This is a genomic window from Aquimarina sp. Aq107 (genome assembly GCF_943733665.1).
Lineage (GTDB): Bacteria > Bacteroidota > Bacteroidia > Flavobacteriales > Flavobacteriaceae > Aquimarina.
In genome coordinates, this window is sequence record NZ_OX030782.1 from 614,739 (window position 1) to 637,380 (window position 22,642).

Annotated in this window: 18 protein-coding genes; 12 read left to right on the plus strand and 6 right to left on the minus strand. The window is 31.3% G+C overall.

Features of this window, described 5'->3' with window-relative positions:
• The 7 genes from NMK29_RS02435 to NMK29_RS02465 all read left to right on the plus strand — a co-directional run bounded on the left by NMK29_RS02435 (position 1) and on the right by NMK29_RS02465 (position 6,097).
• Positions 1–1,071 carry an ABC transporter permease gene (locus NMK29_RS02435; protein WP_108803976.1) on the plus strand — a complete coding sequence of 357 codons (1,071 nt, stop codon included), beginning with the start codon at positions 1–3 and terminating at the stop codon, positions 1,069–1,071.
• 54 nt (positions 1,072–1,125) lie between these two features.
• Positions 1,126–1,878, plus strand: coding sequence for a triose-phosphate isomerase (gene tpiA / locus NMK29_RS02440; protein WP_108803977.1), 753 nt, complete (start codon positions 1,126–1,128; stop codon positions 1,876–1,878).
• A 94-nt stretch (positions 1,879–1,972) separates the two neighbouring features.
• Positions 1,973–2,812 (plus strand): 50S ribosomal protein L11 methyltransferase, encoded by an 840-nt coding sequence (gene prmA, locus NMK29_RS02445; RefSeq protein ID WP_108803978.1) that lies wholly within the window; start codon positions 1,973–1,975, stop codon positions 2,810–2,812.
• Between the two features lie 57 nt (positions 2,813–2,869).
• Positions 2,870–3,145 (plus strand): ATP-dependent Clp protease adaptor ClpS, encoded by a 276-nt coding sequence (locus NMK29_RS02450; RefSeq protein ID WP_027392496.1) that lies wholly within the window; start codon positions 2,870–2,872, stop codon positions 3,143–3,145.
• Between the two features lie 102 nt (positions 3,146–3,247).
• Positions 3,248–3,433: a hypothetical protein gene (locus NMK29_RS02455; RefSeq protein ID WP_108803979.1), complete on the plus strand. Its 186-nt coding sequence runs from the start codon at positions 3,248–3,250 to the stop codon at positions 3,431–3,433.
• A 576-nt stretch (positions 3,434–4,009) separates the two neighbouring features.
• Positions 4,010–4,855: a M57 family metalloprotease gene (locus tag NMK29_RS02460; RefSeq protein WP_108803980.1), complete on the plus strand. Its 846-nt coding sequence runs from the start codon at positions 4,010–4,012 to the stop codon at positions 4,853–4,855.
• A gap of 369 nt (positions 4,856–5,224) precedes the next feature.
• Positions 5,225–6,097 carry a M57 family metalloprotease gene (locus tag NMK29_RS02465; RefSeq protein WP_108803981.1) on the plus strand — a complete coding sequence of 291 codons (873 nt, stop codon included), beginning with the start codon at positions 5,225–5,227 and terminating at the stop codon, positions 6,095–6,097.
• Between the two features lie 80 nt (positions 6,098–6,177).
• Here the strand turns inward: NMK29_RS02465 and NMK29_RS02470 are convergent, their stop codons facing one another.
• From NMK29_RS02470 to NMK29_RS02480, 3 genes are all read right to left on the minus strand, one after another.
• Positions 6,178–8,772, minus strand: coding sequence for a TonB-dependent receptor domain-containing protein (locus NMK29_RS02470; protein ID WP_108803982.1), 2,595 nt, complete (start codon positions 8,770–8,772; stop codon positions 6,178–6,180).
• A complete protein-coding gene (locus NMK29_RS02475) occupies positions 8,773–9,684 on the minus strand; it encodes a FecR family protein (RefSeq protein ID WP_108803983.1) in 912 nt (303 codons plus the stop codon).
• A gap of 70 nt (positions 9,685–9,754) precedes the next feature.
• A complete protein-coding gene (locus NMK29_RS02480; RefSeq protein WP_108803984.1) occupies positions 9,755–10,264 on the minus strand; it encodes an RNA polymerase sigma factor in 510 nt (169 codons plus the stop codon).
• Positions 10,265–10,562: 298 nt separating this feature from the next.
• Here NMK29_RS02480 and NMK29_RS02485 point away from each other — a divergent pair, with 298 nt between their 5' ends.
• Positions 10,563–13,976, plus strand: a complete 3,414-nt coding sequence (locus NMK29_RS02485; RefSeq protein WP_108803985.1) for a T9SS type A sorting domain-containing protein — start codon at positions 10,563–10,565, stop codon at positions 13,974–13,976.
• Positions 13,977–14,546: 570 nt separating this feature from the next.
• Here the strand turns inward: NMK29_RS02485 and NMK29_RS02490 are convergent.
• Positions 14,547–15,458 carry a M28 family metallopeptidase gene (locus NMK29_RS02490; protein WP_108803987.1) on the minus strand — a complete coding sequence of 304 codons (912 nt, stop codon included), beginning with the start codon at positions 15,456–15,458 and terminating at the stop codon, positions 14,547–14,549.
• Between the two features lie 201 nt (positions 15,459–15,659).
• On the opposite strand from NMK29_RS02490, the gene NMK29_RS02495 reads away from it, so the two are divergent.
• Both NMK29_RS02495 and NMK29_RS02500 read left to right on the plus strand, forming a co-directional pair.
• Positions 15,660–16,457, plus strand: a complete 798-nt coding sequence (locus NMK29_RS02495; protein ID WP_108803988.1) for a sensor histidine kinase — start codon at positions 15,660–15,662, stop codon at positions 16,455–16,457.
• The gene (locus NMK29_RS02500; protein WP_108803989.1) at positions 16,454–17,158 is read left to right on the plus strand and encodes a LytTR family DNA-binding domain-containing protein; all 705 of its coding nucleotides are present in this window, start codon (positions 16,454–16,456) and stop codon (positions 17,156–17,158) included. Before NMK29_RS02495 ends, NMK29_RS02500 begins: the two co-directional genes overlap by 4 nt.
• 32 nt (positions 17,159–17,190) lie before the next feature.
• Here NMK29_RS02500 and NMK29_RS02505 read toward each other — a convergent pair whose 3' ends face one another.
• Complete coding sequence (locus NMK29_RS02505; RefSeq protein ID WP_108803990.1) at positions 17,191–17,919, minus strand: NUDIX domain-containing protein; 729 nt, start codon at positions 17,917–17,919, stop codon at positions 17,191–17,193.
• A gap of 77 nt (positions 17,920–17,996) precedes the next feature.
• Here NMK29_RS02505 and galK point away from each other — a divergent pair, with 77 nt between their 5' ends.
• On the plus strand, positions 17,997–19,148 hold the full coding sequence (gene galK / locus NMK29_RS02510; RefSeq protein WP_108803991.1) for a galactokinase: 1,152 nt from the start codon (positions 17,997–17,999) through the stop codon (positions 19,146–19,148).
• 1 nt (position 19,149) lies between these two features.
• On the plus strand, positions 19,150–20,190 hold the full coding sequence (locus tag NMK29_RS02515; RefSeq protein ID WP_108803992.1) for a UDP-glucose--hexose-1-phosphate uridylyltransferase: 1,041 nt from the start codon (positions 19,150–19,152) through the stop codon (positions 20,188–20,190).
• A 113-nt stretch (positions 20,191–20,303) separates the two neighbouring features.
• On the opposite strand, the gene NMK29_RS02520 is transcribed toward NMK29_RS02515, so the two are convergent.
• Positions 20,304–22,598, minus strand: a complete 2,295-nt coding sequence (locus NMK29_RS02520) for an FdhF/YdeP family oxidoreductase (protein ID WP_108803993.1) — start codon at positions 22,596–22,598, stop codon at positions 20,304–20,306.
• Positions 22,599–22,642: the final 44 nt, after the last annotated feature.

Here is a 22,642-nt window from a genome sequence, read left to right on the forward strand (position 1 = left end):
ATGACTAAATACTTCTATAAATTTGGGTATGCATTACTTACTTTATTAGGAGTAATTACTGTTATATTTCTTCTGTTTACTATTCTTCCCGGAGATCCGGCGCAAATGATGATGGGACAGAATGAAAATAAAGAACAATTAGACATTATTAATAAAAAATATGGCTTTGATCTTCCTTTGAGTACACAATATCGATATTATCTTAATGATCTTTCGCCTGTTTCATTTCATAGTATAGACGAAAATGATTTTTCATTTTTTGATACTGAAAAATATACAGGCTTTTCATTATTTACAATTGGTAAAACAAAAACAGTTTTTAAGTACCCTTATCTAAGAGAGTCCTTTCAGAAGAACGGTAAAAAAGTAAGTCAGGTGATTAAAGAAACCTTGCCAAATACTGCAGTACTTGCTGTGTCTGCTATTTTAATAGCTATATTTCTGGGGATTTCTATGGGTATTGTTAGTGCATTAACTAAGGATCAATGGGCAGATCGATTAATTCAATTGGTAAGTACTATTGGTATGAGTGTACCTTCTTTCTTTAGTGCTATTATTTTTGCTTGGTTGTTTGGCTATGTTTTACACGAATATACCAATCTTAATATGACAGGAAGTTTATATGAAGTAGATGATTTTGGAGAAGGAACTTATATTCAATGGAAGAATTTAATATTGCCTGCTATAGTTCTTGGAGTGAGACCATTAGCAGTAGTTACTCAGCTAATGAGGAATTCATTATTAGAAGTCATGAGTCAGGATTATATACGTACAGCTAAGGCAAAAGGCTTATCGTTGTTTCAGGTAATTAAAAGACATGCGTTAAAAAATGCATTAAATCCGGTAGTGACAGCTATTTCTGGTTGGTTTGCATCAATGTTAGCGGGAGCCGTTTTCGTAGAATATATTTTTGGTTGGAACGGCCTTGGCAAAGAAATAGTAGATGCATTAAATACATCAGACCTTCCTATTATTATGGGAGCCGTTATCGTAATCTCTTCTGTATTTATCTTAATCAATATATTTGTAGATCTTATATATAGATGGCTAGATCCTAGAATAAGGGTGTAAGTATCTTATTTAGAATTATAACCAAATAAAAACCACACACATAAATTAAAATTAATGAGAACAAAAATTGTAGCAGGAAACTGGAAAATGAATAAAAATCTTGCGGAGACAGGAGTTTTACTTTCAGAATTAAAGGCAAAATTTCAAGATTTACCAGAAGCTAAAATAATCGTAGCTCCGACCTTTACAAATCTTTATTACGCTTTCGAAGAACTTAAAGAAGTTGATATCGATGTAGCGGCACAAAATATGTATCAAGCAGAAAGCGGTGCATTTACAGGAGAGATTTCTGCAGACATGTTAAAAAGTGTAGGTGTAGAAACAGTTATACTTGGTCATAGTGAGCGTAGAGCTTATTTTGGAGAAACAGATGAATTGTTAGAAGAGAAAGTGAATACAGCGTTGAAGCATAAAATGACTATTATCTTTTGTTTTGGAGAAGAACTAGAAGATCGTAAAAGCGGAAACCATTTTAATGTAGTAGAAGGGCAATTAAAAAATGCTTTATTTAAATTAGATAATGATGCTTGGAAGCATATTGTTTTGGCATATGAGCCAGTTTGGGCGATAGGAACAGGAGAAACCGCAAGTCCTGAACAAGCACAAGAAATGCATGCTTTTATACGTAAAACTATAGGAGACGCCTTTAATGCAGAAATTGCAGAAGATGTTTCTATATTGTATGGAGGAAGTGTAAAACCTGCAAATGCTAAAGAGATTTTTGCAAAACCAGATGTAGATGGAGGACTAATAGGAGGAGCTTCATTAGACCCTGATAGTTTTGCAGCTATCGCTAATTCATTTTAAATTATATTTTTGAAAATAAATAAAAGGTATTCGTAAGTGCGAATACCTTTTTTATTAGTCAAAGTATTAACTTTGCACCCTAATTTAAATAAAGATGACAACACCTATATACATAGGCTATTATTTTAATATCACACCGTTGCAGCCCGCTACAGAAATTCTGATAGCAGAATTAGGTAATGTTGGTTTTGAGAGTTTTGTTGAAACAGAAAATGGGTTAGAGGCTTTTATTCAAAAGGAAGAATGGAAAGCGAATATTTTAGATGATATCTACATACTAAGCTCCGATGAATTCGAAATTACCTTTTCGACTAAAGAAATAGAACAGGTGAATTGGAATAAGGAGTGGGAGAAGAATTTTACTCCAATCGTAGTCGATGATACTTGTGGTGTAAGAGCACCTTTTCATGAAAAGCCAGAATTACAATATGATATCGTGATAGAACCGAAAATGTCTTTTGGAACAGGTCATCATGAGACAACTCATATGATGATTCAGCACTTACTTAAACAAGATTTACAAGATAAAAAGGTTTTGGATATGGGGTGTGGAACTGGTGTTTTGGCAATTTTAGCTGAAATGAAAGGAGCACAACCTATAGATGCAATTGATATTGATAATTGGTGTTATTTAAATACAATTGAAAACGTAGAGCGAAATAATTGTAAACACATTACCGCTTACGAAGGAGATGCTTCGTTACTACTAGATAAAAAGTATGATGTGGTGATTGCTAATATTAACAGAAATATATTGTTAAAAGATATTTCTACTTATGCCAACACATTACGTACTGATGGTGTTCTTTTGTTAAGTGGTTTTTATCAAGAGGATTTAGAGTTAATTACCAAGCAATGCAAAGACAATAATTTAGAGTTTGTTGAGTGTTTTGATAGAAATAATTGGATAGCAGCTGGTTACAGGTTAAAATAATGTGAGAGACGATAATTTTTTCTTTTCGAAATAGTATATTTGTATAAAATTAATGAGATGAGCACTCAAGAAAAGGTTTTAGAAGAAGTTTTAGAAAAAACAGTAGAACAAAATAATAATGAAATTGTTCTATATAATGATGATGTCAATACGTTTGATCATGTCATTGAAACATTAATATATACATGCGAGCATACACCAGTTCAAGCAGAACAATGTGCAATGTTAGTTCATTATAAAGGAAAATGTACGGTAAAAACAGGAGTTTACGAGGAATTAGTACCTAGATGTTCTAAGTTACTGCAAGCCGGTTTAAGTGCGGAAATTGTATAGGAAAATATATTTAAAAGAAAAATCGCTCAATAAAATTGTTTATTGAGCGATTTTTTTTTGAATAAAAACTGTTTTATGATTTTAACCTAATAATGATCGAGTTTGAATCATTTTTGTGATTGTATCATTCGTAGAAAAAATCGTTTTACACTAAATATATGTAGAGTTTTAGTCATTTTTTACTGGAAAAAGAGTGTTGGTTCTCTGATAGGGCTATATATCCTAGGTGCGCTAACAGGTAATGATGCAACAACTGGAGAGTTTAATGGAAATGATATAGCTGCCTGAAAATATTTTCATTAAAATTTTAGAATAGTTGTAATTGCTATATTAAGATAATAAAAGTGCAATTTCCGTTAGGTTTTTATTATTGTAAATTATTCATAATGTTCTTATTGAAAATATTACTCTCTATTTTTTTAAAAAACAAGTGCTAAAGCCGATATTAATTTTTTTTTAACACTTTTTAGTTGAAAATTTATAATATGAAAGAAAAAGACTACATTTTTCATAAAAAATAAAATACTTATGAATTCTTTAACATCTCTTATATTATCATAATTTTTTGCTTAATCGCTAAGTTGAGTGTTAATTTTAAATATGCATTTAATCGGTTTTATTGTGTAATTTAAGGATATGTATTTGTTATTAATTACACTGCTTTATTGAATTAAATATATGTATTTGCCTTATTATTAGAGGATTATTTAAATTTTTAACTGATATTTTAAAAAAATTATCATATCTTCAACCCGCTTAAAATTTAAAAAGGTTCAAAGCTTTGCTAAATTAAATGCAGGCAAAATAAATTCTGTTGAAGATTTATTTTGTTAATAGTAACTACACAAACTCAACTTTTTAAAAATGAAGAAAATCAAAGTATTAGCGCTTTGCGCTATCGCGGCTGGTGTAATCACATCTTGCCAAAAAGACGAAATTAATAACGAAACACAACCTGAAACTGCAGCATTGACAAAAGCTCATTTGGATGCACTTGCTGATGCTGGACTTAATATTGCGGATGCCGAGTATTTTACAATGGAAGGTCTTCCAGGAGACCCAGCTGTACAAGGTGTTAAAGCTTCAGATGTTTTTATTCCATTAGCAGAATTAACTTCTGGTATGCACGCATTAGGTAAAGCAGAAGACGGAGTTAATAAGCAATACAGAACTAACAATTTGGTTACTGGTTCGAATCGTAGCTTTAGAGTTGTTGGATATACAGGATCTTGTTGTGCGCTAACCAGCAAAATGAGAACTGCTTTACAATGGGCGGTTAATAATTACAATAGATTAAACACATCTCTTAACTTATCTCTTGTTTTCCAAAGTAATTTTAATAACACTGATATGGTTGTTTATAATAATGGCCGTAGTGGTGGAGGTGGATCTGCTGGATTCCCATCTGGTGGACAAGCATTTAAAAGAGTTCAGATCAATGCTGGTACGGATTCTTTTAGTACAAATGTAGTAGAGCATGTAATGACTCACGAAATTGGTCACTCTGTTGGATTCCGTCACCAAGATTGGACAACTCGTCAGAGTTGTGGACAAAATACTAATGAAGGAACTGCTGGAGTTGGAGCAATCTTAATTAACGGTACTCCAAGTTCTGATAGAGCAGATTCTATAATGTTAGCTTGTTTTGGTTCTGGAGAAGACGGAGAATTCACAAGTACAGATATTACTGCTTTAAACGCTTTATACTAAAACTAAGTATACTGTAAAAATTATATAATATAAAGGCTTTGAATCTTTTTATAAAACCATCTTGATAAAATTTCAAGATGGTTTTTTTTATGAATGATATTGAAAATAAGATTGTTATAGATTTGTTTTCTTAAATTATGGAATTGATATTTTCGTGCCTTTTTAAGGTTTTTTAATAAATTTATTTTATAGTTTCCCTGTATTTGTAATAAATTATTCAAGGTTTTTGTTGTTTCATTGAAATAAATGTATAACTTGCAGGCTGCAAAAATTTTCAAAAAAGTTCAAAGCTTTCACAAAAATATTTGCTTACAGAATAGATTTTAAAACGGATCTATTCTGTAATAATACACAAACTCAACAATTTAAATGAAAAAATTAAAATTTTTAGCGCTTTGCGCTATGGCTGCGGGTGTGGTTACATCTTGCCAAAAAGACGAAATCACAAATGATGAACAACCAGTTTCATTAGAATTAAGTAAAGATTTACAGGATAAAATATGGGCTACAGGAGTTAATCCTGGTAATGCTACTATTGAAAAGATTACTCTTCTTAATGGAATAGAAGAGGAATACGTTCTTTCTGGAGATATTATGATGAAACTTTCTGAGATTGAGAAAGGAAGTTATGATTTAGAAGATTCAGAAGATGGTGTTAATAAGCAATACAGAACGAATAACTTAGTTTCTACTGCTAACAGAACTATTGATATTTTAGGATATACAGGATCTGGTAATGCATTAACGAGTAATATGCAGACAGGTTTACAATGGGCTGTTAATAACTATAACAGAATTAGTACAACTTTAAACTTTAGATTAACTTTTGGAACTGATTTCCAAGCTGCTGATATGGTTGTTTATAACAATAATGGTAGCGGAGCTGGTGGTCAAGCAGAATTTCCAGAAGGAGGAAGACCAGGAAAGTTTATCCAAATCTTAAATGGAACTGGAACTTTCGGTGGAAGTAACGTAAATAATGTTAATGAGCATGTAATCGGACACGAAATAGGTCACGCTCTAGGTTTTAGACATACTGATTATGCTCGTAGAAGATGTGATAACAGTAACGAAGGAACTGCTGGTAGTATCGGAGCAATTAACATTCCTGGTACACCTACTGCAAATCAGTGGGGTCAGAGCGGTTTAGATTCAGGTTCATTAATGATCTCTTGTTTTGACGGTAGTGAAGATGGAGAATTTAGTAGCTTTGACATCGTAGCTTTAGAATATCTATACTAATAATAAATTATAGTATAAAATAAAGCTTTGAACTTTTTATAAACCATTCCAAACTTGTTGTTTGGGATGGTTTTTTTGTTTTAAAAATCTATTCGAAAAGATACATTAGGTGTAATTCCGGCAGAAAAGGTGTTTACTTCTTGCAGTAAATAAGTGTTATTATCAAATCTAACACTATATGTTCGATTTAAAGTATTCTCTCTATCATAGAGATTAAATAACGACAAACCAATTTTGCTTTGCCAAGCATCATCTTTTGATAAATTAAATTTATAAGAAGCAGAAAAATCTAGACGATGGTAAGTATCTAATCGATCACTATTAACTTCTCCATAGTCAATAAGAATGAATTCATTAGTTTCTATAATACCTAAAGCAGGAGTATAAGGTCGACCTGTTCTTGCAGTCCATCCTAATGAAAATTCGAAATTATTCCATTGATAGCTGTGTATCCAAGATAAGTAGTGTTTAATGTCAAAATTACCTCGAAAATATTGGTTGTCATTTACATTTTCAAATCTGAAATCTTGATCTGTATATGAATACCCAACCCAAGTTCTATAATTTTTTATTCTTTTTTTGATTAATACGTCTATTCCAAAAACCTTACTTGATCCTGTTTCTAAGTCTAGAACCCCATTAAAACCATTAGCAAATGAAGTAAGTCCGCTTGTGGATTTATGATATCCTTCGATATCAATATACCAGTCGTTTTTGTTAATAGTAAATCCAGTAGATATTTGATCACTACTAAGCATGGATACAAACTCTGAATCTGCCAATAACCATATTTGATTATCTAGGTTAAAATCATTCGGTAAATAATTAGATATTTGACTAATTACTTGGTTTTTTCTTTCAGCTGCTAACTTTGTTATGATATTTTTTGATAGGTTCACCTCTAAGTTTATTCGAGGTTCCCAGTATGTTTTATTAAGAACAGAGAAATAATTACCTCTAACTCCGGCACTTATTTTAAGTTTCTCATTAGCATTAAATTTATATTCTCCAAATATGGCGTGGGTAATATTACTATTACTTTCATCAAAAGAAAAATTGTCAAAAGAATAGTCAGCATTATATGCTACATCATTGGTTGAAAAATCATAGCCAGAAGCAAAACTGTGTTTAGTATTTATTGTCCAATTAGTATGAATAGAGGCACCAGAGTCTCTAATTGTATTCTCCTCTACTATATTGTTATCAAAGAACAGAAACCCATCAATACTTGCTCTAGATTCTCTTAATCCGTTATAGTTAAAATCATAATTAGAAAAATAAATATTAGCCGAATGAGAAAAACTATTGTTCCATTTTTTATCCCATTTTATATTAGCTCCTTGATTTACAAATTCTAAATTGTCTTTTTGGATTTCATCAAATGGTTCACTAAATCCTTGGATGTTTTTAATATTAAGTGTGTAGTTGAGGTCATTGTTTGTAAAAATAGAACTAATTATTAATTTGTCATCTTTAGATAAGTCTAGAATTGCTTTGACGGTTAGATCAGTAAAATAAAATACATTTTCATTTTCTACAGTTTCTTGATCCAATTTTTGATTGTCTACAAAAAATCGAATACTTTGGAAAGCTCGATCAGAATAGCTGCGAAATGTTGATGTTTCGATAAAGTCAGTAAATGCTCTTCTTGCCGATACAATCACGCCAAAATCATCATCAATAGGAGCTTCGATATATGCATCAACGTTAGTCATATTAAAACCAAAACCAAAGCCAAAGTCTTTTGGAACCTCATTTTTGGATTCGATATCTACAACTCCAGAAATTCTATTTCCATATTTAGCTTCAGTACTACTTCTATAAAGTTTAATATTTTCTGTTATGTACGGATTGAAAATGGATAATAAATCAAAAAAATGACCTGAACTATACATTTTTATTCCATCCCATAAAATCAAATTATGATCAGGTGTGCCACCTCTAATATGTAATCCAGAAGCGGTTTCGGTAGGGCTTTGAATTCCAGGAAGAAACTGAAGTGTTTGTAATACATCGGGTTCTACTAGTCTTGGTAAAATACCTAGTTTACTAGGGTCTATATTTACTGCACTACTAGCTCCTTGTCTTGATATTCCAGAAGTCACATACTCCGTAATTACTACTTCGCCTAATTGGAAATCATCTTCGGATAGTAGTATTTTAATACAATCACTATTTTCTAATTCTTTGGCAGTAAATTGTCTGTTTTTGTAGCCTAAAAACTGAATGTTAATAGTGTCATTGGGGCTTGATAAGAATAATTGAAAATAACCTTTATGATTTGATGTTGTAGATTTGGCTTGGCTTTTATTATTAATAAAAGCTTCGGACAACGATTCTTTTGTTAAATTGTCTAATAAATACCCGCAAATTGAAATTTTTCCTTTTTGATTCTTTTTCCTTATTACATAATACCTGTCATTGATTTTTTCAAAAAGAATAGAGGTTTGAGATTCAATCTCTTTAAGAACTTCTTCTAGAGATGTTATTTCAGTAATGTTGATTGATTCGTTTTTTACTATTTCAGGATTAAAGGAGAATTTAATTTCATTAGATTTTTCTAAGATTTTTAAAAACTCTTGTAGTGATATGTTTTCATATCTTTTGTTGACCGTAGTTTGAGAAAAACAGTTAATATATATAAGTACAAAAAAAGATAAAAAAAAAGATTTCATTTATTCCTTAACGAGAACTATGTGGTTTTCGTTGTTAAAAGTATATGAAATTTCCATAGGAACAAAGATTGTTTTTAAAGCTAGTTCAATATCATTGTGATTGTAGCTACCTGTAAAACGCTTATCTTGATTAATGCTTTTCTTGTCAAAAGAAATTTTAAACTGATTTTCTAAAGATTGTATTACTTGTTTTAGGGGAGTGTTTGTAAACGTAGTTTCTCCAGACATCCAGCTAGGCTCTGTTATTTCGGTTTCCCAATTTTCAACTATGTTATCCGAAACTCTAAAGGCTTTTCCTTTGGTAAGAATGACTTCTTTAGTAGTATTATGCCCTATAGCTTTTACCTTACCTTCAGAACATATTACCTCAAAATAATCTTTTTGTGCATTAACATTAAATTGTGTCCCTAATACTCTAACCTCTCCGGATTCAGTTTCTACAACAAAATTAGATCCTTTTTTAACTTTAAAAAAAGCTTCTCCTACCAGAGTAACTTTTCTTTGGTTTTCCCAATCTGATTTTTTGAATTTTAATTCCGATTTCGAATTTAAAACTACTTCAGATCCATCTAAAAGTTCAATGGTGATTTGTTCTCCGTAATCCGTAGCATGAGTAGTAGTGTTGTCAAAGAAAAAAAACAGTCCAATAAGAGCTAACAAGGCAGCAGCAGCACCATAAGTCCATCTAGTAATAAAAGTTCTTACTTTCGGTTTTTCTTGTATTTCATTTTTAATAGTGGTAAAAATTTCCTTTTTGTTATAACTAGGAGATTGTAATTTATCTATTTTATCAAGAATAGTGATATATTTTTGATAATCTTCCGATTTTTCAAATTCCGCTTTCTCCTTGTCATTTAGATCGTTATTTAACCATCTTGCCAAAAATGTTTCGTCTGAATATGGATTTTTCATTAATTTTCTTCTACTTCGTTTATGCTTCCTTATTTATTAACAGGCTTATACTATATTACCCTACAAATGATTACAAAATATCTCCTAATTTTTGTCTTAAGCTTAATAAAGCATAATGTATTCGCTTTTCTATAGCTTTAACGGAAACTCCCGTAATTTCGGCAATTTCTTTATATGATTTTTTATCGATTCGTGATAATAAAAATGTTTCTCTTTGTTTTTCGGGCAGGCTATCTATTGCATTATTAAGCTTAACCATAAACTCTTTTTCTTCAATAATAAACTGAGGATCTTGATTGTTAAGATCAGAATGAGGTCTTTGTTCATACCTCAGAACCACCTTTTTATGAGCAATATGATTTAATAAGTTGTTATTTGCTACTGTATATAAATAAGATTTAGCTTTGAAAAAAACTACTTTTTTACAGTTCTTCCATAACTTTATAAATGCATCTTGTATTATATCTTCTGCTAAATCAATATCTCCACATTTATAATAAATAATATTCCGCAGTGACTCAGAACAATCATCAAAGATTGATTCAAAATTTTTTTCATCACAAACAGATTTCTTTTCCATATATTTTTCGAAGATATTTATTTTATTGATATATCAAAACAGAATATAGTTTACTCTCTAAAAAATAGTACTCTATCTTTTAAGAAACACATTTTATGACTTTTAATTTTATCTATTAATGAGAAAATTATGATATTTCAATTGAAACAGTATATTTAACTGATTATCAATATATTTTTAGTTTGTGATTTTAAAAAAAAATAGAGTATGTTAGCGAGGTAAAAAAAACAGTAGAAAAAGTAGGGTTTTATCTTTTTTACTTGTTTATTATAGAAGTAACTCAACAAAATTTGTTAAAATGAAAAAAATTATTCTTTTAGTTGTAGCATTATCTTTCTCTTATTTGGGTAGTGCTCAGTTTAATTCAAAGGCTCCTTGGATGAAGGAGTTAAATGCGCAAAAAAAGTCATCCGGGACAGATGAACCTCTAAAGTTTCAGGAAATTGTAGATGCGTTTAATGAGTATTGGAAGGATAAAGATTATACCAAAAAAGGTTCTGGATATAAGCCTTTTAAAAGATGGGAAGATTTTTGGAAAGACTGTTTAAATGATGATGGAACTCTTATGACTGCGAAACAGATATGGGATTCTGGATTACAAAAAAAAGCATTACAAAGTAAAATGGTTGATGATAGTAATTGGGTGGCATTAGGGCCAGACGATATAATTGATAGATCATTTTCAAGTGCAAATATTGGTCGTGTAAATGTTGTTATTGTAGATCCAGTTGACTCTAATAAATATTATGCAGGAACACCTGCTGGTGGAATATGGAGATCTTTAGACGCAGGAGCATCTTGGACTCCTTTGTCTGATGAATTACCACAGATTGGGGTTTCGGCGATTGCTATAGATCCTGTAGATACCGATATTATATATATCGGAACTGGTGATGATGATGCTAACGATACCGTTAGTGTTGGAGTCTTGAAATCAACGGATGGAGGTCAGACTTGGAATACAACAGGATTAAATTTTACAGTATCTAGTGCTAATAACATTAGTGAAATATATTTAGATCCAACTGATAGAAATAAAGTATTCGTTTCTACAAGTAGAGGATTTTATAAGTCGATTAATGCTGGGACTAGTTTTGTTAGGGTTTTTAATTCAGACTTAAATGATATGAAATTAAAGCCTGGAGATTCTAACATCATTTATGCTGTTTCGGATTCACAAGTTTTTAAATCTGTGGATAATGGAGATTCTTTTTTAACTATCTCTAGTGGATTGCCACTTTCAAGTACGAATACAAGATATGCTATTGATGTAACACCAGCTGATCCTAATTATGTTTATGTATTAAGTGCAGGAGCTGGTAGTGCTTTTCAAGGGTTGTATAAATCAACTGATAGTGGTACTACATTTACAAAAACTGCTACTACTGAAAATGTTTTCGGAGCAGGACAGGCTTGGTATGATATGGCGTTGGCTGTTTCTGATACTGATGCTGATGAGGTTTATACAGGAGAGTTGGATGTTTGGAAATCAACAGACGGAGGTGATAATTTCACTCAGGTTAATAACTGGTCGGTAAGAACAGCATCTTATACGCATGCGGATATTCACTTTTTAAGATTTTTTAATGGAGAATTGTATTGTGGTAGTGACGGAGGTATTTTTAAATCTACTAATGGTGGAACGACTTTTTCTGATCTAACGCAAAAAATGCAAATAGGACAGTTTTATGAGATAGCAGTTTCTAAAGCTAATGGAAAATCTAAGAAAATGGCTGGAGGTTTGCAGGATAATGGAAGTTTTGGTTTAACAACCTCTGGAGAATGGAATGTTTATGGAGGCGGTGATGGAATGGATGCGGCTATCGATCCTAATAACGATAATAATTATTATGGTTTTATGCAAAATGGTCAGAATCTTTGGATATCTACTAACGGTGGATTAACTCAAACTGCAAGAGTTGCGCAACCATCAGGTTCAACAGGAAATTGGATAACTCCTCTTTTAATGAATAAAGAAAGTGAGTTATATGCTGCTTATAATGCTATTTATAGATTAGATGGTAATGCTTTTACTCAGGTTTCCCCTAATTTCACAGGGAGTTCTGACACTAGAAACAGAATAGATCAATTTGAAATAGACCCTTCAAATTCTGATATTATGTTTGCTACAATTAATGAAACAATGTGGAAAAGTATAGATAGAGGTCTAACTTTTTCTGAAGTTGAAACTTTTGCTCTATCTGTTACTTCTGTAACGGTACATAGTAGTGATAGTAATATTGTTTATGTTACTACTTCTGGGAGATCAGGTAAAGTGTATGTATCTAATAATGGAGGGGAAGATTTTACTGATATAACAGGAGATTTACCAAGTATTCCTAAGCTTGTTATTAAACATCAAGATTTACATTCAGATAATCCCTTATTTGTAGGTACCTCTACTGGTGTATATAGAACAGATGATACTACTCCTGGCGTATGGGAAGCATTTGATAATAATTTACCAAATGTTCCTGTTAGGGATTTAGAAATTAATGTAAACGATGCCAATATTACGGCGGCTACTTATGGTAGAGGTGTTTGGCAATCAACAATACCAGTTGAATTAGCACAAGATGATATTCGTTTAGTAGCAATCAATTCTCCAGGAACAGAAATTAATTGTGGAGCAATATCTCCATCATTTACTGTTAAGAATAATGGAGTAAATCCAATTTCTTCAATTGCTATAGAATATATTGTAGATGGTAATTCTAATACAACTTCTTGGACGGGTAATATTAATTCTAACGAAACAGCAATTATAGACTTACCTGAAATGAATTTAGATTTAGGAATTCATAGTATAAGTGTTATCGCTTCGGTTACTAACGATACTAATGATGGTAATGATTCAATTGAAGTGAGTTTTAATACAAATAGTAGTTTTGATATCGCTCAAGGAGTTAATGATTTTGAGGATAGTGAAGATGAGTTGTTAACTAGTGGAGGTGTTTTATGGGAGCGAGGAGTTCCTGCTGGAGCTATTTTAAATACAGCTGCTTCTGGACAGAATGCGTACGCAACGAATTTGGATGGTAATTATATTGATGGTACAACCAGTTATTTAGTTTCTAATTGTTATGATATGACAACTGTAGGAGATAATCCTGTTCTTAAATTTAATATGGCATTTGATATTGAATTAGATTGGGATTATATCAATGTTGAGTATTCAACTGATGGGGGAGCTGTTTGGAATATTTTAGGAACTGCTAGTGACCCAAATTGGTACAATAGTAATACTGCGGTTAATTTAAGTAATTGTTCTACTTGTCCTGGAGCTCAGTGGACTGGAAGAGATGCTACTATGAAAGAATATAGTTATGATTTATCTGCTTTTTCAAGTGAAAATAATTTCGTTTTTAGATTTAACTTCGTATCAGATGGTGCAGTTAATAATGAAGGAGTAGTTATTGATGATGTAATAATTGAAGGTAATACATTAAGTGTTGGTGAATTTGAAAATACTCCTGTGTTGAGTCTTTTCCCAAATCCTTCTAGCGATGTGTTTAATATCCAGTGGAGAAATGCTAATAATGTATCATATACAGTTACAGATTTAGCTGGAAAATTAATTGCTTCTAGAAACGCGGTTAGTTCTTCTGAAAATACTACACAAATTAATTTATCTGGTTTTGCGAAAGGAATGTATTTCTTAAATGTAAATTTAGATGGCGTAGAAGAAACAATGAAGCTTATTAAGAACTAAGTATATTAATGATTTAGAAATAAAATTTCTAAAGCTGTTATAATTTTACAAAGGCTACCAGATTTTATTATCTGGTAGCCTTTTTGTTTAAGATGATTCGTTATCAAATTTTTATCGATATCATTATTTAATATAAAAGTTAAAATATATTATTAGATTAAATGTTGTGAGGTTTTTTATTTAATATCGGAAATATTAGTTTCCTCTTAATGAATAATAAAATACCTAAAATTAGGTATGATATGCTTTTTAATCCGTACCCTATGGTAAATTGATAATATGCGCCTGATGGAATACCTCCACCTGGTTCTATGAGAATTAAAGCATTCAAAAATATTCGAATGACACTATAGCAAATAATCAGGATGCTCCAGTACTTTATGATTTTTTTTAAAGTTTTTTTCTGATTTAAAAAAATATAACCAAAAGGTAATAGGAAAATAATACTGAGCAATAATGGGTAATATAAACCTATAATCGTGTACTCTAATCCTTTGTTAAGGATGAGTATAAAACTAATTAGTAATAGTATTTCGTATATATTATATTTTACAAACTTTTTTGATGATTTCATTGCACAAGGGATCTAAAAATTTGAAAAATGAATTCTGTAGATGATGCTAAATACTCAAAATTTACGGTGTCATAAGTATCCATATTAGTATGGATATAAGGTGTTGTGTCTCGTTTAGCATATTCTTCTGTGATTCCAAGGGTGTTAAATCCTAAATCAATGAAAGATTGATGATCCGAGGATCCTATTTTAGTCACCTGAATAGGAATGTTATATTTTTGTGCGTTCCTCTGATATAAATTTTTTAGGATAGGTGATGGGAGTTCTATTTCAATACCAAGATTATTATCGTCATCCCAACCCATCATATCTATCGTATGAATAGAGTGTATTTCTTTACCACTATTTTTTAACATTTTGGCATATGCCTTGCTTCCTACTGTTCCATCTTCTTCTTGATCAAATAGTACCACAATAAAGTTTTTATTACGTGTTTTAAGTTGCATAAGTTTATATGCAATTGTTAAACTCAGAGTAACTCCTGTTGCATTATCAATAGCTCCAGGACAATTTCGTTCAGAATCATAATGACTTCCAAATAAGATGTATTCTTTACTTTTTGTTGTTGCAGGTAATATGGCCGATACATTGACCCCATTCATCGGTTGTAAAAACAGATCAAGAAACAGGTTTCCGTTTGTGGTTTTGTAATGATGGTTTTCGATTTTCCATCCTATTTTGGATAGATAATTAGATAAGTAGTTAGCAGTTAATTTACGTTCTTCTGGTGATGCTCTTTGTGTTATATATATGTTTTCATTTATAGGTTTTTCTCCTGTAAGTTTCATCATAATTTCTTTTTGTATTAATATCGTATCTAAGTTGTTCACCGAATCGGTTTGAGTGAAACTTAAAATTGGTATAAGAACAAGGTTATATCGTATAATTTTTAGAAGTAGTTGCTTCATATGGCGTTTGGTTTTATCCAAATGTATAAGGGGTATTTTTAATATTCTAAATATTATGACAGATACCAATAATAAGAGGGTCAATTCTTAAAGTATATATATAAAGATCAATTCATACAGTATTTTAAAGGATTCGACGATGATTTTAGCTTGTCTGTCCAATTGGTTGATTTAGAATATCAAAAACAATACTTTTGATAGATGTTTCGACCTTTTCTTAGATATTACCAAATTATAATTCCTCTTTTAGTGATAATTATCTCTTTGATTGGAATGGTTCGATTTAAGAGATTAGGAGAAATGTCTCGACTGGAGATTCATGACTATTATTTTCGTGTATTTCAGCTTGTGTTTTTTCTTTCTATTGCGTTTTTTGTAGTGCGCTGGGTCTTTAATCTTTGGAAAGAATACCAGGCGTTAAAGAATGATAAAAATGAAGCAGAACTTATGCTCTTGAAGAGTAAGATAGACCCTCATTTTTTCTTTAATACATTAAACAATTTATACGGTTTAGCTATAGAAAAATCTGATCAAGCTCCAGAAGTAATATTAAAACTTTCTGAAATCATGCGATATACTATTTATGAAGGAGAACATAAATACGTAACGTTAAAAAAGGAAATTGAATATCTAGAGCAGTATTTAGAAATTCATAAATTACGATACAAGAAGCAAGTTGATATTTTTTTTGAACAGAAAATTGATGATGATCAAGTAAAAATAGCCCCTTTAATGTTTATCATTTTATTAGAGAATGCCATAAAGCATGGAGCCGAAAGTATGGTCGATAGTGCATACATTAGTATAAATCTTACTGTTATGGGAAGTGATGTGTGTTTTGGAATAGAAAATAATTTTAAGTCCAGAACTGAAAAAGTAACGGGTATTGGTTTGAAGAATTTAAGAAGAAGATTACAGTTACTGTATCCTAAAAGACATGAATTAGTAATGAGATCTAGCGATACTGTATACGAGGCAATACTTAAAATTAAAATATGATTAGATATATCATTTTAGATGATGAGCCAATTGCGCATCGCATAATAGAAGGTTTTTCGCAAAAATTAAATCAACTAAAAAAAGTAGGGAACGCTTATGATGCTTTTGAAGCTATTACTATGCTGCAAGAAAATAGTGTAGATCTTTTGTTTTTAGATATAAATATGCCTGAGTTAAGCGGATTCGAATTTTTGAAAACTCTTTCTAATGCACCTAAAATAATTGTTACTTCTGCGCATAAAGAATTTGCTTTAGAAGGATACGAATTTGATATTACTGATTATTTATTAAAACCATTTTCTTTTGAGCGATTTCTAAAGGCTGTTAATAAAGTAATTCTTTTTAAAAAGAATGAGATATACATAAAAGGTCCTGAAAAGAATCAATATATATTTATTAAATCAGGTAAGAAACAATATCAAATATCTTTAGATGATATTCTTTTCATTGAAGCTTCTGGGAATTATAGTAAAGTTTATTTAATAGATGAAATGGTTCTTACATTACGTAAAATTTCAACTTTCGAGAAAGAGTTACCAGTTAGATTTCTGAGAGTTCATAATTCCTTTATTGTATCTAAAAATAAGGTAAACGCTATAGAAGGGAATAAAATCATAATAAACGATCATAACGTTCCAATTGGTCAAACTTATAAGAGTACTATAAGTAGATTGTTTACTTCTGGAGGTAATCAATTATAATTATTTTAGAGGCGAATTGAGTTTTATAAGGCTTATTGAGTACTGTTTTTTAGTATTGGCGCATCAAAACCATTTGATTTAAGCTGTTCATATTTTTCAGGATCGAACTGATATAAAAATGCACCTTTTTTAGATGAAGATTTATCTTTTTTCTCTGTGTTTTTTAATAAATCTAATGATAATATCTTTTTTCTGAAGTTACGTGCATCAAATTTTTTTTGAAAAATTTCTTCGTATAATAATTGTATTTGAGGCAAAGTAAAGTTATTAGGCAGTAGTTCGAATCCTAACGGGAAAAATTTAGCTTTATTCCTTAATCTTTCTAGTGCATCGGCAACCATAGTATTGTGATCCAATATAAGATTAGGTAATTCATTTAATGGGAACCAAAATGCTCCGTGTTTCTCAACTAGATCCTTATTGTCTTGATCTATTCGGATCAAAGCATATTGTGCTATACAAATACATCTAGCTCCAGGATCTCGATGTATGTCTGAGTATGTTTTCAGTTCTTCAGTAAAAATTTGTTCTAGGCCTGTAATGTCTTTTAAAATTCTATTAGTTGCTTGATCCGAGTTTTCATCAGATCTAACAAAACTACCAATTAATGACCAAGAACCTCTCAAAGGCTCAATTTCTCTCTTAAAAACTAGAAGTTTTAAGATTCCATTGTCAAAACCAAAAATAATACAATCGATAGCAACAAATATTTTCTCTTTGTTCTCATACCATCGATTCTGTTGATTTTTAGCAAAATCCATAAAAATATTATTGATAAACATAATAAATGTATTTTTTACATTTATTATATTTGTTACTTAAATTTGATATCGCTATCATGAACAAAGAAAACAATTTTAATCCTGAGATCATAGTTGATTCTCCGGGACGTATAAACTTCATTGGCGGACATACTGATTATAATAATGGATTTGTACTTCCTGCAGCAATTGATAAAAAAATAAAATTTGAATTTAAAAAGAACGGAACAACCAATATTTGCAATGTTCAAAGTAAAAATTATAATAAATTTCTTGTTGTTGATCTTGCTAAAATCAAACCTAGTACAGAAGGTTGGGAGAATTATATTCTAGGAGTATTACAACAATTATTAGATCGATCAGATCGTGTTAGAGGATTTGATTGTATTATAAGTAGTGAATTACCTATAGGATCTGGATTAAGTTCTTCTGCGGCTTTAGAATGTGGATTAGCCTATGGAATTAATCAATTGTTTGATCTTAGATTATCTAAATTAGAAATAGCTCAATTAAGCAGAGATGCAGAACAGGAATATGTAGGAACTAAATGTGGAATTATGGATCAATATGCCTCTGTTTTTGGCGAAGAGAATATGGTGTTGTTTTTAGATTGTCTCTCATTAGAATATCAGTTGATTCCTATGCAGTTAACCGATTATAGAGTTTTAATTATCAATACTAATGTAGAGCATAACCTTTCTACCAGTCACTATAATAAGCGAAGTGAAGAATGTGAAGAAGGAGTTGAGGTCATTAGAGAAAAATACAACTCAGTTTCTTCTTTAAGAGGAGTGACACTAAGTATGTTGGAAGAAGTAAAGGAATTTATGTTACCTATTGTATATCAAAGATGTTTGTATATCATTCAAGAAAATGAGCGCGTACAAAAGGCAGCAGAATATTTAAAAAATAACAATCTTAAAAGTTTTGGAGAGTTACTATATCAATGTCATAAAGGGTTAAGATATCAGTATGAGATTAGCTGTAATGAGTTGGATTTTTTGGTTGATTTTTCTAAAGAGAAAGACTTTGTTTTAGGTTCTAGGATGATGGGTGGAGGTTTTGGTGGATGTACCATTAATATTATACAGAAAGATTTTGTAGAAACTTATATAAAAGAGATAAGTCAGGCTTACGAAGATGAGTTTAATATAAAATTAGATGCTTTTCAGGTAGCACCTAGTAAAGGAACAAATCATCAGCTGCTTACTATTCAAGAAAATAGATGAAATGAAAGAGGTTATAAATAATAATCCACACAGAAGGTATAATATATTGACAGGAGATTGGGTATTAGTGTCTCCACATAGGACCAAAAGACCATGGCAAGGAAAGCAAGAAGCTGTAATTGTAAGTAAAACGGCTTCTTATGATAAGACTTGCTATTTATGCCCAACAAATACAAGAATGAGTGGTGATAAGAATCCAGATTACAAAGATCCTTTTTCTTTTGTAAATGATTTTTCTGCATTATTATCGGATACTCCAGAACAAAATTATGATAACGGTCTTTTGCAAGGTAGTTCTGAGCGAGGAATCTGTAAAGTGGTTTGTTTTTCACCTGATCATTCATTGACATTGCCTTTGATGAAAGAAGAAAACATACAAAAAGTAATTAAACTATGGAAAAAGGAATATAAAGAACTAGGAGAACTGCCCTATATTAATCATATACAGATATTCGAAAATAAAGGAGATGTTATGGGATGTAGTAATCCCCATCCACATGGTCAAATATGGGCTCAAGAATCCATCCCGCTGGAATCTTCTAAAAAGACAAAACAGCAGAATGAATATTGGGATAAACATCAAAAAAGTTTGTTGCTATCTTATCTAGAACAAGAACTAGAGATGAAAGAAAGAATAATCTCCGAAAATGAGGATTTCGTTTCTTTAGTTCCTTATTGGGCAGTGTGGCCATATGAAACTTTAGTATTGCCAAAAAGACATATACAGAATTTAAATCAATTAACAGAAGAAGAGATTGTCTCTTTTGCGAGTATTATTAAAGATTTAACGATTAGGTACGATAATTTATTTAACGTTAGTTTTCCGTATTCTGCGGGCATTCATCAATCTCCTACTGATCAAAATAGCCATCCAGAATGGCATTTTCATATGTCATTTTATCCACCTTTATTGCGGTCAGCAACTGTAAAGAAATTTATGGTGGGATATGAGATGTTTGCAGATCCGCAACGTGATATAACGGCAGAACAAGCAGCAGAAACGCTAAGGTCTTTGCCTTCTGCACACTTCAGTAATAGGTAACGTTAGATACTTGATGTAATTTACGTAAAGAATATAATTTTGACTATTTCTGATTTCTATTTAAAAAGAAAAAGTGTTTGTTAGGAGTGTTGTTTTTATAAAACATATGACGGTTATTTCTTTACTATTTTTACTACAACAGATTTACTAATTGGAGTATTGCTTTTATCTGCATAATGGTTATGCGGTACCAAGATGTTTGTTTCCGGAAAGTAAGTAGCGATATTTCCTTTTGGGATGTTATAAGGTATTATTTTGAAATTTTCGGCTTTTCGAGTTATAGTATCATATGTACTTGTTAGATCGACAATTTCTAATGGAATAAAACCAAATTCTTTTATATCATCCGAGTTCATTAATACCACTCTTCTTTCATTAAAAATACCACGATATCGGTCATTCATTCCGTAAATGGTAGTGTTAAATTGATCGTGAGAACGTATGGTCATCATCAGAAATTCATCTTGCTGTAGCTGATGAGTAGGTAAGGAGCAGTTACTAAATTGTGCTTTTCCATTAGGTAATTTACTAAAATCTAATTTGCGCACATTGTTTGGTAAGTAAAAACCTGACCCTTTGGATTTTTCTTCTAATCCTTTAAAATCACTAATAACTTCTTCTAACTTTGTTCTAATAGAAGTGTAATCAGTACTTAAATTTAGCCAATCTACTGGATGATTTTCTTTAAAATATGCATGTGCAATGCTTCCAACAATTTCAGGTTCACTTTTCAGGTTTTCAGAAGGTGGTTGTAGCATCCCTTTTGATCTATGTACTTTACCCATACTGTTCTCTACAGTAAAAAACCTAGGTTTTCCGTCTTTTTGATCAAATTCAGATCTTCCTAAGGTTGGTAGAATCAATGATGTTTTACCTGCGGTTGTATGTGTACGGTTTAGTTTGGTACTTACCTGTACAGTTAATTCACAATTTTGTAACGCATCTGCTGTATATTGCGTATCAGATACTGCGGAGACAAAATTTCCTCCTAAAGCAAAAAAGACTTTAGCTTTCCCTTCATGCATAGCTTTTATTGAGTGTACAGTATCTAATCCTTCTTTAGTAGGTGGTGTAAACCCAAAAACTTTTTCGACCGCATCATTAAATGCTTTTGATGCATGATGCACGATTCCAACAGATCGATCTCCTTGCACATTGCTATGACCTCTAACAGGGCATGTTCCTGCTCCTGGTTTTCCAAGACTTCCTTTTAATAATAATAAGTTTACGCATTCCTTGATGTTTTCAACTCCATTCTTATGTTGAGTAAGCCCCATTGCCCAACAAATAATGATTTTTTGTTTATTTGCTAATAAGTTTACCACCTTATCTATTAATGAAACTGAAACTCCAGATTGTTTAATGAGCTCGTTTTCATCGAAACTCTGTAGATGTTCTAAAAATGATTGATAACCTTGTGTGTAAGTTTGAATAAAATCATGATCGAATATATCATTAGTTTCCTGATCTAACGCGGCAAGTTTTATTATAATAGCTTTTAGCAGTGCTACATCTTGATTTATTTTTACCTGTAAGTGGATATCGGTTAGTGCTTCACCACCAGCTATAATACCTTTTATTTCCTGAGGATTTTTAAACCGGATAAGTCCTGCCTCTTCAAGTGGGTTTATACTTATGATTTTACCACCTTGCTCTTTGCATTTTTGTAATGCTGATAGCATGCGAGGATGATTAGTACCTGGATTTTGCCCAAGTACCATAATTATTTCAGCTTTTTCAAAATCATCTAAAGTAACGGAACCCTTACCAATTCCTAAAGTTTCTTTTAGTGCTACTCCACTTGATTCGTGACACATATTAGAACAGTCAGGCATATTATTAGTACCAAAAGCTCTTATAAAAAGCCCGTACAAAAAGGCAGCTTCGTTACTGGATCTGCCAGAAGTATAAAATATTGCTTCATTTGGATTGTTTAACTTGTGTAATTGCTCTGCAATTAAGTTAAATGCTTTGTCCCAACTGATAGGTTGATAATAGATGCTATCGGGGTATAAAACCATTGGTTCTGTAATGCGTCCACTCTTTCCGATTTCATAATCTGTCCATTGCGAAACTTCTTCTACAGAATACTTTGAAAAAAAATCGGCATCAACCTTTTTATTGGTAGCTTCTTCGGCTAATGCTTTTGCGCCATTTTCACAATATTCGCCCACTTTAGAAGGTTTTTCTGGATCCGGCCAAGCACAACCTGGACAATCAAAACCTTCTTTTTGATTCATTTGAGCGAGTCCTGTTAAAGATTTCACTACCCCCATTTCTTTAAAAGCGTGCTTGAGGGCTACTGTAACCGCTTTGGTACCTGCAGCATATGTCGAAGGTTCCTTTAATGTTAACTTAGAAAACGCTGTTGATCCAGTTACGGAAATGTTTCTTTTAGAATGACTCATCTAGATTAAAGAAGAAATTAATAAAATTTAATATACAATTATTG

Coding starts and splice junctions, on each gene's coding strand:
- NMK29_RS02435 (WP_108803976.1), top strand. CDS start 1: ATGACTAAATACTTCTATAAATTTGGGTATGCATTACTTACTTTATTA.
- tpiA (WP_108803977.1), top strand. CDS start 1,126: ATGAGAACAAAAATTGTAGCAGGAAACTGGAAAATGAATAAAAATCTT.
- prmA (WP_108803978.1), top strand. CDS start 1,973: ATGACAACACCTATATACATAGGCTATTATTTTAATATCACACCGTTG.
- NMK29_RS02450 (WP_027392496.1), top strand. CDS start 2,870: ATGAGCACTCAAGAAAAGGTTTTAGAAGAAGTTTTAGAAAAAACAGTA.
- NMK29_RS02460 (WP_108803980.1), top strand. CDS start 4,010: ATGAAGAAAATCAAAGTATTAGCGCTTTGCGCTATCGCGGCTGGTGTA.
- NMK29_RS02465 (WP_108803981.1), top strand. CDS start 5,225: ATGAAAAAATTAAAATTTTTAGCGCTTTGCGCTATGGCTGCGGGTGTG.
- NMK29_RS02470 (WP_108803982.1), bottom strand. CDS start 8,772: ATGAAATCTTTTTTTTTATCTTTTTTTGTACTTATATATATTAACTGT.
- NMK29_RS02475 (WP_108803983.1), bottom strand. CDS start 9,684: ATGAAAAATCCATATTCAGACGAAACATTTTTGGCAAGATGGTTAAAT.
- NMK29_RS02480 (WP_108803984.1), bottom strand. CDS start 10,264: ATGGAAAAGAAATCTGTTTGTGATGAAAAAAATTTTGAATCAATCTTT.
- NMK29_RS02485 (WP_108803985.1), top strand. CDS start 10,563: ATGAAAAAAATTATTCTTTTAGTTGTAGCATTATCTTTCTCTTATTTG.
- NMK29_RS02490 (WP_108803987.1), bottom strand. CDS start 15,458: ATGAAGCAACTACTTCTAAAAATTATACGATATAACCTTGTTCTTATA.
- NMK29_RS02495 (WP_108803988.1), top strand. CDS start 15,660: ATGTTTCGACCTTTTCTTAGATATTACCAAATTATAATTCCTCTTTTA.
- NMK29_RS02500 (WP_108803989.1), top strand. CDS start 16,454: ATGATTAGATATATCATTTTAGATGATGAGCCAATTGCGCATCGCATA.
- NMK29_RS02505 (WP_108803990.1), bottom strand. CDS start 17,919: ATGGATTTTGCTAAAAATCAACAGAATCGATGGTATGAGAACAAAGAG.
- galK (WP_108803991.1), top strand. CDS start 17,997: ATGAACAAAGAAAACAATTTTAATCCTGAGATCATAGTTGATTCTCCG.
- NMK29_RS02515 (WP_108803992.1), top strand. CDS start 19,150: ATGAAAGAGGTTATAAATAATAATCCACACAGAAGGTATAATATATTG.
- NMK29_RS02520 (WP_108803993.1), bottom strand. CDS start 22,598: ATGAGTCATTCTAAAAGAAACATTTCCGTAACTGGATCAACAGCGTTT.